The 13113-nt window shown below is 40.4% G+C and carries 11 protein-coding genes; 4 read left to right on the top strand and 7 right to left on the bottom strand.

Annotated elements, in window-relative coordinates; all coding sequences use genetic code 11:
• Positions 1-114: 114 nt before the first annotated feature.
• From CWB60_RS07950 to dnaA, 7 genes are all read right to left on the bottom strand, one after another.
• Positions 115-570: an early set domain-containing protein gene (locus CWB60_RS07950; protein WP_138576242.1), complete on the bottom strand. Its 456-nt coding sequence runs from the start codon at positions 568-570 to the stop codon at positions 115-117.
• A 72-nt stretch (positions 571-642) separates the two neighbouring features.
• Complete coding sequence (gene glyS / locus CWB60_RS07945; RefSeq protein WP_004588054.1) at positions 643-2712, bottom strand: glycine--tRNA ligase subunit beta; 2070 nt, start codon at positions 2710-2712, stop codon at positions 643-645.
• A gap of 2 nt (positions 2713-2714) precedes the next feature.
• Positions 2715-3617, bottom strand: a complete 903-nt coding sequence (glyQ, locus tag CWB60_RS07940) for a glycine--tRNA ligase subunit alpha (RefSeq protein WP_004588055.1) — start codon at positions 3615-3617, stop codon at positions 2715-2717.
• Between the two features lie 140 nt (positions 3618-3757).
• Positions 3758-6184 carry a DNA topoisomerase (ATP-hydrolyzing) subunit B gene (gyrB, locus tag CWB60_RS07935; protein WP_138576244.1) on the bottom strand — a complete coding sequence of 809 codons (2427 nt, stop codon included), beginning with the start codon at positions 6182-6184 and terminating at the stop codon, positions 3758-3760.
• Between the two features lie 12 nt (positions 6185-6196).
• Complete coding sequence (gene recF, locus CWB60_RS07930; protein WP_138576246.1) at positions 6197-7291, bottom strand: DNA replication/repair protein RecF; 1095 nt, start codon at positions 7289-7291, stop codon at positions 6197-6199.
• A gap of 14 nt (positions 7292-7305) precedes the next feature.
• Positions 7306-8409 carry a DNA polymerase III subunit beta gene (gene dnaN / locus CWB60_RS07925; RefSeq protein WP_138576248.1) on the bottom strand — a complete coding sequence of 368 codons (1104 nt, stop codon included), beginning with the start codon at positions 8407-8409 and terminating at the stop codon, positions 7306-7308.
• A gap of 13 nt (positions 8410-8422) precedes the next feature.
• On the bottom strand, positions 8423-9814 hold the full coding sequence (dnaA, locus tag CWB60_RS07920) for a chromosomal replication initiator protein DnaA (protein ID WP_004588059.1): 1392 nt from the start codon (positions 9812-9814) through the stop codon (positions 8423-8425).
• A 616-nt stretch (positions 9815-10430) separates the two neighbouring features.
• Here dnaA and rpmH point away from each other — a divergent pair.
• From rpmH to yidC, 4 genes are all read left to right on the top strand, one after another.
• Positions 10431-10565: a 50S ribosomal protein L34 gene (gene rpmH, locus CWB60_RS07915; RefSeq protein WP_004335215.1), complete on the top strand. Its 135-nt coding sequence runs from the start codon at positions 10431-10433 to the stop codon at positions 10563-10565.
• Between the two features lie 7 nt (positions 10566-10572).
• Entirely contained in the window at positions 10573-10998 is a 426-nt protein-coding gene (gene rnpA, locus CWB60_RS07910) for a ribonuclease P protein component (RefSeq protein WP_029772813.1), read from the top strand.
• 125 nt (positions 10999-11123) lie between these two features.
• Positions 11124-11399 (top strand): membrane protein insertion efficiency factor YidD, encoded by a 276-nt coding sequence (gene yidD, locus CWB60_RS07905; RefSeq protein ID WP_004588061.1) that lies wholly within the window; start codon positions 11124-11126, stop codon positions 11397-11399.
• 8 nt (positions 11400-11407) lie between these two features.
• On the top strand, positions 11408-13042 hold the full coding sequence (yidC, locus tag CWB60_RS07900) for a membrane protein insertase YidC (RefSeq protein WP_024032130.1): 1635 nt from the start codon (positions 11408-11410) through the stop codon (positions 13040-13042).
• Positions 13043-13113 lie beyond the last annotated feature (71 nt).

Raw genomic sequence — 13113 nt, 5'->3', positions numbered from 1 at the left:
CGTGTGAGTCTAGTGACTCTTGCACCACTTTTCTTTTAAATTCCTCTGTATGTTTACGAAACGCTTTTACTTTCATGAGAACTGACTCCTAAATAGGTGTCTACTTTTATGGAGTCAGATCAATTTCTTAGTAATCGTCACTTTCGGCTTATCATAGTCACTGTAATCAATACTTACTATGTATGTGCCTTTTATTGCAGGTGAGTAACTAAAGTAATTATAAATAGTATTACAGTCTGCAAGCACGGGTTGGCCGAGCGTTAGTTTTTGTCCTGCTGGTTGGGCATCGCTGTAGCCACAGTTATAGCCTTCACTAAAATCGGCATCGGCTATTTTAAATTCGTACACTTTACCTGGGGTACTAAATTTAACTTCTGCTTGGTAAAGCGCGCCGCCTACTGGCATAAACTGGTACTGAGGCTCTGCATCCCAAAGCGTAAAATCGCCTCTTAGGTAAATTGTTTTATCCAGCTCTTGCTGTGGTAGTACGTCGTTAATAGACACTTGGCTAGTACACGCTGTGAGTAAGCCGGCAATGGCAAGCGTTAAAATTCGTTTCATTGGCATCATTAATGGGTTTCCTTCGTTCTGTTAAAACTAAAAAGCCAGCAATACGCTGGCTTTTTATTGGCTTAAGCGGTGTTATTTTTGTAGTACAGATATATCTGCAATATCTAAAAATAAGCGGCTTAACTGGCTTAATAGTGCGAGGCGATTTTGCTTTACAGCTTCATCGTCGGCCATAACCATGACGTTGTCAAAAAAGTTATCAACACTTTGGCGAATACCCGCCAATTGGCTTAATGCCTCTTGGTAGTTTCCATCGGCGTAAAGTGGTGCAAGCTCAGTTGCAAATTTTGCTACTTGTGATGCTAATACTTTTTCAGCGTCATCGCTTAATAGGCTCTCATCAACATCACCTTCGGTGGTAATGTTATTTTTAGCTAGTATGTTACCTACACGCTTATTCGCTGCTGCAAGCGCTTCTGCGGCGTCTAACGTACGGAAGTGGCTTACTGCTTTAACACGACGGTCAAAGTCAGTAGGTTTAGTAGGACGACGTGCCAGTACTGCTTGAATAACATCTACTTCAATGCCTTCGTCTTGATACCATGCGCGGAAGCGCCCTAGCATAAAGTCAAATACGTCGGTTGATACATTTAGGTTAGTAAGCTTTTCGCCAAACAGTGTTTGTGCTTTTGCTACTAGGTCTAAAATATCAAGCGGTAGCTCTTTTTCTACCATGATACGCAGTGCACCAATGGCAGCACGACGAAGTGCAAATGGGTCTTTGTCACCTTTTGGTGCTTGGCCTATACCAAAAATACCCACCAGCGTATCAAACTTATCTGCAATTGCTACTGCACAGCTGATTAGGTTTGTAGGTAAATTGTCACCCGCAAAACGCGGCATGTATTGCTCGTTTTGTGCAATAGCTACATCTTCTGCTTCGCCATCAAAGCGTGCATAGTGCATACCCATTACACCTTGCACGTCGGTAAATTCCATTACCATTTCGGTCATTAAGTCTGTTTTACTTAATAGGCCAGCACGTTTTGCAAGGTCTTTGTCGGCGCCTAGTTGCTCTGCAATGTAGCCGGCAAGTTCGCTAATACGTACAGATTTATCTTTAAGCGTACCTAATTGCTTTTGGAATAAAACAGTATCAAGTGACTCTAAGCGACTTTCTAGGGTTTTCTTTTTATCTGTTTCAAAGAAGAACTGCGCATCAGCTAAACGTGGGCGCACTACTTTTTCGTTACCAGATATAACCACACTTGGATCTTTACTTTCGATGTTAGATACAAACAAAAACTTATTTAAAAGTTTGCCGTTCTGATCTAATAGCGGGAAGTATTTTTGATCATCCTTCATGGTGTAAATTAGCGCTTCGGCAGGTACATCTAAAAATGCTTCTTCAAATGTTGCCGTTAACGTTACTGGCCACTCTACTAGTGAAGTAACTTCTTCTAATAAGTCTTCATCCATTGCAACAACCGCATTCACTGCGCTTGCCGCTTCTTCTATTTGTGCACGGATTTGCGCTTTACGTTGTTCGTAATCAGCAATAACGTAGGCTGATTTTAATACGTCGAACACGTCATCAGCATGGTTAATGGTGATTTTTTCTGGATGATGAAAACGGTGGCCTTGTAACTGATTAGTTACTTGCTTACCTAAAATTTCGCCTTCAATAAGTTCATCACCAAATAAAATAGTTACGGTATGAACTGGGCGAATAAATTGTGTTTTATTCGCGCCCCAACGCATTGGCTTAGGTATTGGCAGCTTTGCTAACGACTTTGCAATGGCATCGCTCATCAGCGTTTTGGTTTCTTGTCCTGCTACTTTAGCAATATGTAAAAGCCAAGCGCCTTTGTCGGTCTCAAGAGTTTGTGCTTCACTTACGTCAATACCACAACCACGTGCCCAACCCATTGCTGCTTTAGTTGGGTTACCTTCGCTATCGAACGCTGCTTTAGTTGCAGGGCCACGCTTTTCTACTTCTTTATCTTGCTGCTTTGCTTCAAGCGCTTTTACTTGTAAACCTAAACGACGAGGCGATGCATACCAGCTTACGCCTTCATGCCCAAGCTCTAGTGTTTCAAGCTCTGCAGTTAAGTTTGCGGCAAAGGCTTCTGCTAATTTGCGCAGTGCTTTTGGTGGCAGCTCTTCGGTGCCAATTTCTACTAATAAATTTTGTGCTGACATGCTTACTTATCCTTACACAGCGGGAAACCAAGCGCTTCACGTGCATCGTAATAACTTTGTGCACACGCTTTTGATAACGCTCGAACGCGTAAAATATAACGCTGACGTTCGGTTACTGAGATTGCATGGCGCGCATCGAGTAAGTTAAACGCGTGCGATGCTTTCATTACTTGCTCGTAAGCAGGCAGTGGTAAATTTGCTTCAATTAGCTTTTGGCTCTCAGCTTCACACTTATCAAATTGTGCAAATAAGTCATCTACGTTTGCGTGTTCAAAGTTGTAAGTAGATTGTTCTACTTCATTTTGATGGAATACATCGCCGTAAGTTACACGCCCTAATGGACCGTCTGCCCATACTAGGTCGTATATACTGTCTACACCTTGAATGTACATTGCTAAACGCTCTAGGCCGTAAGTAATTTCACCGGTTACAGGAGAGCATTCTAAGCCCCCTACTTGCTGAAAGTAAGTAAACTGCGTTACTTCCATACCGTTTAGCCAAATCTCCCAACCTAAGCCCCAAGCGCCTAGTGTTGGCGATTCCCAGTTATCTTCTACAAAGCGTACTTCGTGCGTTAGGGTATCAATTCCCATTGCTTCTAATGAGCCTAGGTAAAGCTCTTGAATGTTATCTGGTGATGGCTTTAAAACTACCTGAAATTGGTAGTAATGCTGTAAGCGGTTTGGGTTTTCGCCGTAGCGGCCATCGGTAGGACGGCGACACGGTTGTACGTATGCGCTCGACATTGGCTCAGGGCCAATAGATTTTAAGAATGTTTGCGGGTGAAATGTCCCTGCGCCCACTTCCATATCAAGTGGTTGAATAATGACACAGCCTTGCTGCGCCCAATAATCCTGTAAAGCCAGGATCAAACCTTGAAAGGTTTTAACGTCATATTTTTGCATATTTGGCTTTTTACTATCTGAAAGTAGCGTGAAAATTACCCTCAGTATACCTTGTGCACACGCAGGTTTTAAGCAGTTTGTGCGGTTGTTAAAATAAAAAAGGAGCCATTAGGCTCCTTTTAAGATGTAAGTATAATTTTTTACACGTCTAAGTTAACTACGCGAAGTGCGTTGGTTTCTATAAACTCACGACGAGGCTCAACTTGATCGCCCATTAATGTTGCAAACAATTGATCTGCCGCTACAGCATCTTCAATTGTTACTTGTAACATACGACGAGCTGAAGGATCCATTGTGGTTTCCCACAGTTGGCTAGGGTTCATTTCGCCTAATCCTTTATAGCGCTGAATGTAGATCCCGCGCTTAGATTCTGCGATCAACCATTCCAAAGCATCCACAAAGTTATCAACAGGTTTTGTTTTCTCACCACGTTGAACATATGCGCCTTCTTTTAAGATGTTTGCGATCTTCGTGCCTGTCACAGCAATGCGTTGGTAGTCACGTGAGGCAATAAAGTCGTAATGTAATACGTGTGCTTTATCCACACCATGCTGACGAATATTCACAACCGGGAAGTACAAGTTGCGCTCTGCATCATGCTCTGTTCCAGCGTGGAAAATTGTCGCATCTTCATCACGTTCAACTAAGTCGTCAACTAGTTCTTTAGTCCACTCAATTACCTTAGCTTCGTTAGATAAGTCTTCTACTTTTAACTCGCTTTGGTAAATCAAACGTTCCATTACAGTGTTAGGGTATTTACGTTTTAAGCGCTCAATGACTTTAACTGTGTTTTGGTAATCTTGTACTATTTGCTCAAGCGCTTCACCTTCAATTGCACTTGCATCTTCGCTTGTGTAAAGCGCTGCATTATTTAGTGCAAGTGATGTTAGGTACTCTACAAGTGCAGGATCGTCTTTAATATAACGCTCTTGCTTACCTTTTTTCACTTTATAAAGTGGTGGTTGTGCAATATAAATATAACCACGCTCAACAATTTCTGGCATTTGGCGATAGAAGAACGTTAGTAGCAATGTACGAATGTGAGAACCATCCACGTCCGCATCGGTCATGATAATGATGCTGTGGTAACGTAGTTTTTCTGGGTCATATTCATCACGGCCAATACCACAACCTAGGGCTGTTATTAGCGTTGCTACTTCTTGTGAAGAAAGCATCTTATCAAAGCGTGCTTTCTCAACGTTCAAGATTTTACCTTTAAGTGGCAAAATTGCTTGGTTTTTACGATTACGACCCTGCTTGGCTGAACCGCCAGCTGAGTCACCCTCCACTATGTATAGTTCAGATAATGATGGGTCTTTTTCTTGGCAGTCAGCTAATTTACCAGGTAAACCTGCTAAATCCATAGCGCCTTTACGACGAGTCATTTCACGGGCTTTACGCGCCGCTTCACGTGCTCGTGCTGCATCAATAATTTTACCAACAACAATTTTGGCATCCATTGGGTTTTCTAATAAGAAATCAGAAAACTTTTCAGCCATTGCTTGCTCAACCGCAGATTTAACTTCGCTTGATACTAGCTTGTCTTTAGTTTGTGATGAGAACTTAGGATCAGGTACTTTAACACTTACAACCGCTGTTAAGCCTTCACGCGCATCATCGCCCGTTGCATTACTGGTTGTTTTAGCTTTTTTGTTAAAGCCTTCTTTTTCCATGTAGTTATTAAGTGTACGTGTTAGCGCAGATCTAAAGCCGGCTAAGTGAGTACCACCATCACGTTGTGGAATGTTATTAGTAAAACAGTAAATGTTTTCTTGGAAGCCATCGTTCCACTGCATTGAAACTTCAACGCTAATACCATCTTCTTCACGCTCGTGAGTAAAGTGGAATACACCTTTATGTACAGGTGTTTTATTGCGGTTTAAGTATTCAACAAACGCTTGAATACCGCCATCATATTTAAAGTGGTCGGTTTTATTTTCTTCGCGTTCATCAGATAAGATGATGCTTACACCAGAGTTCAAAAACGATAGCTCACGTAAACGCTTAGCTAAAATATCGTAATGAAAATCAAGGTTTGTAAATGTTTCGCCACTTGGCCAAAAACGCAGTTCAGTACCCGTAGTGTCAGCATCGCCAATAATAGCTAATGGAGCGTTAGGTACGCCCATACTGTAAGTTTGCTCGTGCAATTTGCCTTCACGACGAATAGTAAGGGTTAGTTTTTCTGATAATGCATTTACTACCGATACACCAACACCGTGTAAGCCACCTGATACTTTATAAGAGTTATCATCAAACTTACCACCGGCATGAAGTACCGTCATGATAACCTCGGCAGCAGACACACCTTCTTCTTCATGGATAGAAGTTGGGATACCACGACCGTTATCTCTTACAGAGACTGAACCGTCTAAGTGAATCGTTACATAAATATCATCACAATGACCTGCTAAGGCTTCATCGATAGAGTTATCAACGACCTCAAACACCATGTGGTGTAAGCCTGTGCCATCATCGGTGTCCCCTATATACATTCCAGGACGCTTTCTTACTGCGTCTAATCCTTTAAGTACTTTAATACTCGACGAATCATAATTCTCAGACATGGTTAATCCCACTTATCTTGTTATTAGGTTGCCATGTTTCACGTGGAACATTTGTAGTTCTCGTTGCATGGGTTCCACCACAGCAGAAATACTTTCAGACAAAATTGAAGAAATAAAAATTTGAGAACTGCAATGAGCCAATAATTGTCCCACTTTCTCTTTTGTATCCTCGCCTAACTCTGAAGGTAGATCATCTATTAGCAATATAGATTGCTTATCTGTCTCTGACTCAATTAAACTATTTTGCGTTACTTTTAACGCATAAAGCAATAACTTCAATTGACCGCGTGAAAACGTATTCTCTACGCTGTTGCCAGCGACACTAAAACTAAAATCGGCCTTATGAGGGCCTTTACTTGTAAAACCTTGGCGAGCGTCTCGCTCAAAGTTTTGCTCTAATGCATCACTTAAAGACTCACTGTCTTTCCAGCCTGCATTAAAGTTGATTTCTAAATCGCGTATAAGCGTTAATTCTGCACACATTTTATCAAAAAACTGCTGCTTAAACCTACTTATATACGCCATTCTTAATTTATTTATTTGTTCTGCCAGTCTAACAAATTCTTTGTCCCAAAACCTAATTTGGTCAAAATAATTCTTTGGCTTACTTTTTAATAATGCATTGCGTTGTTTAAGCACTTTATTAAACGACTGCCATAAATAAAAAAACTCATGTTCCACGTGGAACAAACCCAAATCTAAAAACTTACGTCGCTCTTTTGGGCCCCCAAAAAACAATGAATAGCTTTCGGGTGTAATAATTTGCACAGGCATTAACTGCGCAAGTTCAGAGATTTTTCTACTGGCTTTGCCTTGTATTTTTAAATTAGTTTCACCACTTTGGGTTTTACTAATCCCAATAGGAATAGACAAGTCGTGTAGCGCTTTGCGGCCATGTATTACAAACATATCTTGCTGATGTTGAATAATACTTTTATGTTTAGGTGTTCGAAAAGATTTGCCGTGAGAAAGGTAATAAATAGCCTCTAAAAGGCTGGTTTTTCCGCTGCCGTTTTCACCATAAATTATATTAACGCCGTTGACTGGTTCTAGCGTCAGTGCCTCAATATTACGAAAATACTTGAGGCTCAAGTGACTTAAACTCATTTATAATGGGTATCTTATAATCGCATAGGCATAACCACGTACATTGCTTCTTCATCGCCTGCACCTTCAATAAGTGCACTGCTGTTTGAATCTGCTAATGTAAATAGTACATCTTCTGTTTTTAGTGTATTTAGTACATCTAATACATACGATACATTAAAACCAATTTCTAGCTCATCACCCTCATACATTACTTCTACTATTTCCTCAGCCTCTTCTTGCTCAGGGTTATTAGCCGTAATTTTAAGTAAGCCATTGGCAAGGTTTAAACGCACACCTCTAAATTTTTCGTTAGATAAAATAGACACGCGTTGAAACGCATTACGTAACCATTCACGGTTAGCAGTAATTACTTTATCTCCACCACGTGGTAATACGCGGCGGTAATCCGGGAAGCGGCCATCCACTAACTTACTTGTAAAAGTAAATTCCACATCGATAATACGAATATGGTTAGCGCCAAATTGAATAGTAACTAATTCTTCATCGGCAACCATAAGGCGCATAATTTCTTGCACCCCTTTGCGCGGTATTATTAATTGGCGCTGCGTATTTAACGATTGGCCTAATTCTTTTTGCGCTATTGCCAAACGGTGGCCATCGGTGGCCACTGTTTTAATGTCGCTATTATCTATTTCAAACGACATGCCATTTAAGTAATAGCGAACGTCTTGGTTAGCCATTGAAAAATGCGTGCTTTCAAGTAATTTACGTAACTCTAAACGCGTTAGCTGAAACTCAACCTCGCCATCCCACTGCTCTAAATTAGGAAAGTCTTCCGCGGCAAGCGTTGTAAGTGAAAAGCGGCTTTTACCACTGGTTAAAAGCAGTTGGTGCTCTTGTAAGCTCAATGTAAGCTCAGAACCATCAGGCAGGCTTTTACAAATATCGAGTAATTTTTTAGCAGGTAGCGTTAACTTTGTATCGGCAATATCATCACCAACAAAAACACCTGCAACTAGTTCAATTTCAAGGTCTGTGCCTGTCATTGAAAGTTGCCCGTTTTCTACCACTAACAATACATTAGATAATATAGGTAACGTATGTTTACGTTCAATCGCACCCGATACTTGCACTAATGGCTTTAAAAATTGTTCTCTTGAAATGGTTATTTGCATAATAAAGTCAGCCCTAAGATGACAACGTTCTTATTAAATTTTGATAATCTTCTTTTATTTCGTGGCTTTCATCACGAAGTGATTTAACCTTTCTACACGCATGTAATACCGTGGTGTGGTCACGTCCACCAAATGCGTCACCAATCTCAGGTAAGCTGTGATTAGTTAATTCTTTAGATAATGCCATAGCTACCTGACGCGGCCTCGCGATAGAGCGGCTGCGGCGCTTAGATAACAGATCTGACACACGTATTCTGTAATACTCAGCCACGGTGCGCTGTATGTTGTCTATAGTGACAAGCTTATCTTGTAGTGCCAATAAATCGCGCAGTGCTTCTTTTACAAAGTCGATAGAAATTGGGCGTCCGGTAAAATTAGCATTAGCTATTACACGGTTAAGCGCGCCTTCTAATTCACGTACGTTTGAGCGTAATTTTTTAGCGATAAAAAAAGCGACTTCGTGCGGTAAATTAATTTTACTCTGCTGCGCTTTTTTCATCAAAATGGCAACACGCGTTTCAAGCTCTGGCGGCTCTATAGCAATCGTTAAACCCCAACCAAATCGTGATTTAAGCCTGTCTTCTACACCCTCAATTTCTTTTGGGTAGCGGTCAGAGGTTAAAATAATTTGCTGATTACCTTCTAATAATGCATTAAAGGTATGAAAAAATTCTTCTTGTGAGCGCTCTTTATTAGCAAAAAATTGAATATCATCAATCATTAGCGCATCAACACTACGGTAATAACGTTTAAATTCTTCAATGGCGTTATTTTGTAGTGCTTTTACCATGTCTTGCACAAAACGCTCAGAATGCATGTAAACAATTTTAGCATCGGGCTTGTTAGCCATAATGCCATTACCTACTGCATGTAATAAGTGAGTTTTACCTAAGCCTGTGCCACCGTAAATAAATACTGGGTTAAAGGCAGAGCCAGGGTTATCTGCAACTTGTGTTGCAGCCGCTTTTGCTAGCTGGTTAGATTTACCCTCAACAAAGCTGTCAAAGGTATAGTTATCTTTTATATTAGATTTATAGCCTGATTTAGGCGCAGGCTCTACTGCTGCTTTTTGTTCTACAGGTTGCTGTTTAGCAGGTGCCTGTGAACTAGGTGATGCAGGGGCTTCAACACTTGGCGCCGCCGCTTGAGTATTTAGTAGTGGTTTACTACCTACATCAAAACGTAATTCGGGCGCTTCATCACCACAAATTTCTACCAGTAACTCATTAATACGGTTTAAATACTTTTCTCTTACCCAATCAAGAACAAAGCGATTAGGTGCGTAAATCGTTAAGGTATCTTCGGTACTTTCTGCTTGTAGTGGTCTTACCCACATACTGAATTGTTGCGAAGGCAACTCATCTTGCAATACATATAAACAACTTTGCCAAACCGACAGATACACAGTTAAACTCCCAGAGGTATAATTTTTATTCCCGCACATCAATAATGATTAAAAATCATGCATTTATTGCGTTCAATTGGCCAGCTACCCGACCCAAGACCGGGTATTATGAAGGCACTTTATCCACAAGTAAAAGATTGATTTTTATAAAATTGTTGATATCAGTGTATAAATATCTTAACAGACTGATTTATAGCGACTTTTATTTTAAAGCCTGATAACAGATCATAACAAAAACACACTGAGATCGCGAACCAATTTTACGATCTAAATGAGTTTTCCCATGCTTTTATTCACTTTTTAAACACCAGCTGTGGAAAACTTCTTAATTATGATGATCCTAGTTGATCACCCTACTTTATTACGATCCACATTCTTTTAGTCACACTCGGCCATTAATTCGCCTTTTTGCGTAAAAGCAGACCATTTTGCTTTAAAATTAATCCATAAATATCAAGCCAGCGTACAAAAAATGTAATAAACACGGTGTTTACAGCGCAATTATGATTGACTTTAAAGTGCTTAATCTATAATATCTCGCGCTCGCAATGGCACCTGTGCCAGGATCGCGACCTGCATAGGATGTTTTAACTTTAACCGATCGGATGAGATTGTTATGAAAAGAACTTTTCAACCTAGCGTTTTAAAACGCAAACGTGCACACGGCTTCCGTGCTCGCATGGCAACTGTAAATGGCCGTAAAGTATTAGCACGTCGCCGCGCTAAAGGCCGCAAAGTTCTTTCTGCTTAATATATAAGTGGAAGACTTTAGCTTTGGCAGGGAGTTACGTCTGTTAACTCCCTCGCATTACTCTCGCATATTTAATGAACCCGCTCGGGCTGCAACTCCTTTATTTACTCTTTTAGCTAAACCTAATGACCAAGATAAACCTAGGTTAGGACTCACTGTTGCTAAAAAACGTGTAAAAAAGGCATGCCAACGTAACCGTATTAAACGACTCGCTCGCGAAAGTTTTCGTTTAAATCAACACACCATCGATAATATCGATATTGTGCTTATGGTAAAAAGTGGTATTGATGAGCAGTCTAACGAAGAAATAACCAAACAACTTACAAAGCTGTGGCGTAAAATAAATGAACGCTGCAAACCTGGTGCACCTAAACCACCACCTTTTAAAAAACGCCCAAACAAATCAGCTAAATCTAATAAACAAACCCGATAGCAATAGAATTGCAGGGTTAATTAGGGTATCTTTAGCTCACCTTTTAATCATGCGTTTAAAATCTCTAATTGAGCCTTTAAATACATGGTATCTATTCACTAAATATACGCAGGGGTATAAACACCATGAGGTTACTTAAACCACTTGTTGCTATTCCAAAGCGTTGTTTAGTGTTATTTATCCGCGGTTATCAAATGTGGATAAGCCCACTACTAGGCCCGCATTGTCGTTTTAATCCAAGCTGCTCTCATTACGCTATTCAAGCAATTAATTTGCATGGATTTGTAAAAGGGAGTTGGTTAGCACTTAAACGCATATTAAAATGCCATCCTTTACATTCAGGCGGAGAAGACCCCGTTCCTGAAAAATTAACCCGTATTAACCACCAACACGAGAAATAAGAGCTGTTATGGAATCGCAACGCACGTTTTTATTAATCGGTTTAATGTTAGTGTCGTTTTTATTATTTCAAGAATGGAATAATGACTACAACACACCTAAAGCCGATCCTAGTGCCACTACACAAACACTAAACACAACGTCACCAGAGTCAGATGATTATATACCGTCATCGTCAGATTCAGGTTTACCTGCTTCGGCTACCGCTGCTAAGCGTTCAGTTATTGACATTACGACTGACGTTTTCAAAGTAAAAATAGACACCAAAGGCGGTGACATTGTTGAAGCAGACTTACTCCAATACGAAGAAGTAAAAGGTGAAGAAACACCATTTATGCTTCTAGGCGAGTTTGATGGCAATCAATACTTCTCACAAAGTGGTTTAATTGGTTTAAATGGCCCAGACGCATCAGCGAATGGTCGCCCTACTTACCAAGCAACGCAAAAAGCCTACACGCTAAGCGGTGATGAGCTACGTGTACCACTTACCTATGTTGATAGTAATGGCGTTAGCTTCACTAAAACATACGTATTTAAAAAAGGTCAATACGATGTAGGCCTTGAGTACACAGTAAATAATGCGACAAGTGCGCCAGTGCAAGTACAGCTATACACGCAAATTAAGCGTACCGTACAAGAAAAAGGCAGCTTAGTAGATCAAAACTATTTAGGTGCAGCTTACGGTACTGATGAAGAGTCGTACGAAAAATACAGCTTTTCAGATATGGCTGACAAAAACCTAAATAAAAACACCCAAGGCGGTTACGTTGCATTTATTCAGCATTACTTTGTAAGTGCATGGGTACCTAAGCAAGACGAAACACACACGCTTTACAGCTTAATTACTAAAAGTAATGCCGCTATTATTGGTACAAAAGCAGCGCCTATAAATGTACAAGCCGGCAGCGAGCAAACTCTTAATGCGACTTACTACATGGGTCCTAAAGAGTCAGATATTCTTGAAGCGATTCACCCAGATTTAGACTTAACTGTAGATTACGGTTGGTTATGGTTTATTTCGCAGCCTTTATTTGTACTTCTTAAATGGTTACACAGTATTTTAGGTAACTGGGGTGTCGCTATTATTGCCATCACTATTATCGTTAAATCGTTAATGTACCCACTTACTAAAGCGCAATACACGTCAATGGCAAAAATGCGCGCCCTTCAACCTAAAATGGCTGCACTAAAAGAAAAATATGGTGATGACCGTCAAAAGTTCGGCCAAGCTACTATGGAAATGTACAAAAAAGAAAAAGTTAACCCTATGGGTGGCTGTTTCCCTATTTTGCTACAAATGCCAATTTTCTTAGCGCTATTTTACGTATTCTTAGAATCAACAGAGCTGCGCCATGCAGAGTTCATTCTTTGGCTAACAGACCTTTCTACAAAAGACCCGTACTACGTATTACCAATATTATTTGGTGCAAGTATGTTTGTGACGCAAAAACTACAACCAATGACGGTTACCGATCCAATGCAGCAAAAAATGATGACCTTTATGCCAGTTATCTTCTCTGTATTCTTCTTATGGTTCCCATCTGGTTTAGTACTTTACTGGTTAGTGTCTAACCTTATTTCTATTGTCCAGATGCTTATCATCTACCGTGGCATGGAAAAGCAAGGTATAAAAGTAAGAGGCTAGCTTAACGGCTACTCATATAAAGGTGACTTAGGTCGCCTTTTTTATTGCCTATTTTTTACCACAGCTATTCG

This window comes from Pseudoalteromonas sp. S327 (assembly GCF_005886415.1).
GTDB classification, from domain to species: Bacteria; Pseudomonadota; Gammaproteobacteria; order Enterobacterales; family Alteromonadaceae; genus Pseudoalteromonas; species Pseudoalteromonas atlantica.
The sequence above is the reverse complement of the archived record's forward strand: the minus strand, read 5'-3'. Positions and strand labels throughout refer to the sequence as shown.

Bases quoted from the DNA above. Each gene is read 5' to 3' on its own strand.
- recF (WP_138576246.1), bottom strand. From the start codon at position 7,291: ATGAGTTTAAGTCACTTGAGCCTCAAGTATTTTCGTAATATTGAGGCA.
- yidC (WP_024032130.1), top strand. From the start codon at position 11,408: ATGGAATCGCAACGCACGTTTTTATTAATCGGTTTAATGTTAGTGTCG.
- glyQ (WP_004588055.1), bottom strand. From the start codon at position 3,617: ATGCAAAAATATGACGTTAAAACCTTTCAAGGTTTGATCCTGGCTTTA.
- CWB60_RS07950 (WP_138576242.1), bottom strand. From the start codon at position 570: ATGATGCCAATGAAACGAATTTTAACGCTTGCCATTGCCGGCTTACTC.
- gyrB (WP_138576244.1), bottom strand. From the start codon at position 6,184: ATGTCTGAGAATTATGATTCGTCGAGTATTAAAGTACTTAAAGGATTA.
- dnaN (WP_138576248.1), bottom strand. From the start codon at position 8,409: ATGCAAATAACCATTTCAAGAGAACAATTTTTAAAGCCATTAGTGCAA.
- glyS (WP_004588054.1), bottom strand. From the start codon at position 2,712: ATGTCAGCACAAAATTTATTAGTAGAAATTGGCACCGAAGAGCTGCCA.
- rpmH (WP_004335215.1), top strand. From the start codon at position 10,431: ATGAAAAGAACTTTTCAACCTAGCGTTTTAAAACGCAAACGTGCACAC.
- yidD (WP_004588061.1), top strand. From the start codon at position 11,124: ATGAGGTTACTTAAACCACTTGTTGCTATTCCAAAGCGTTGTTTAGTG.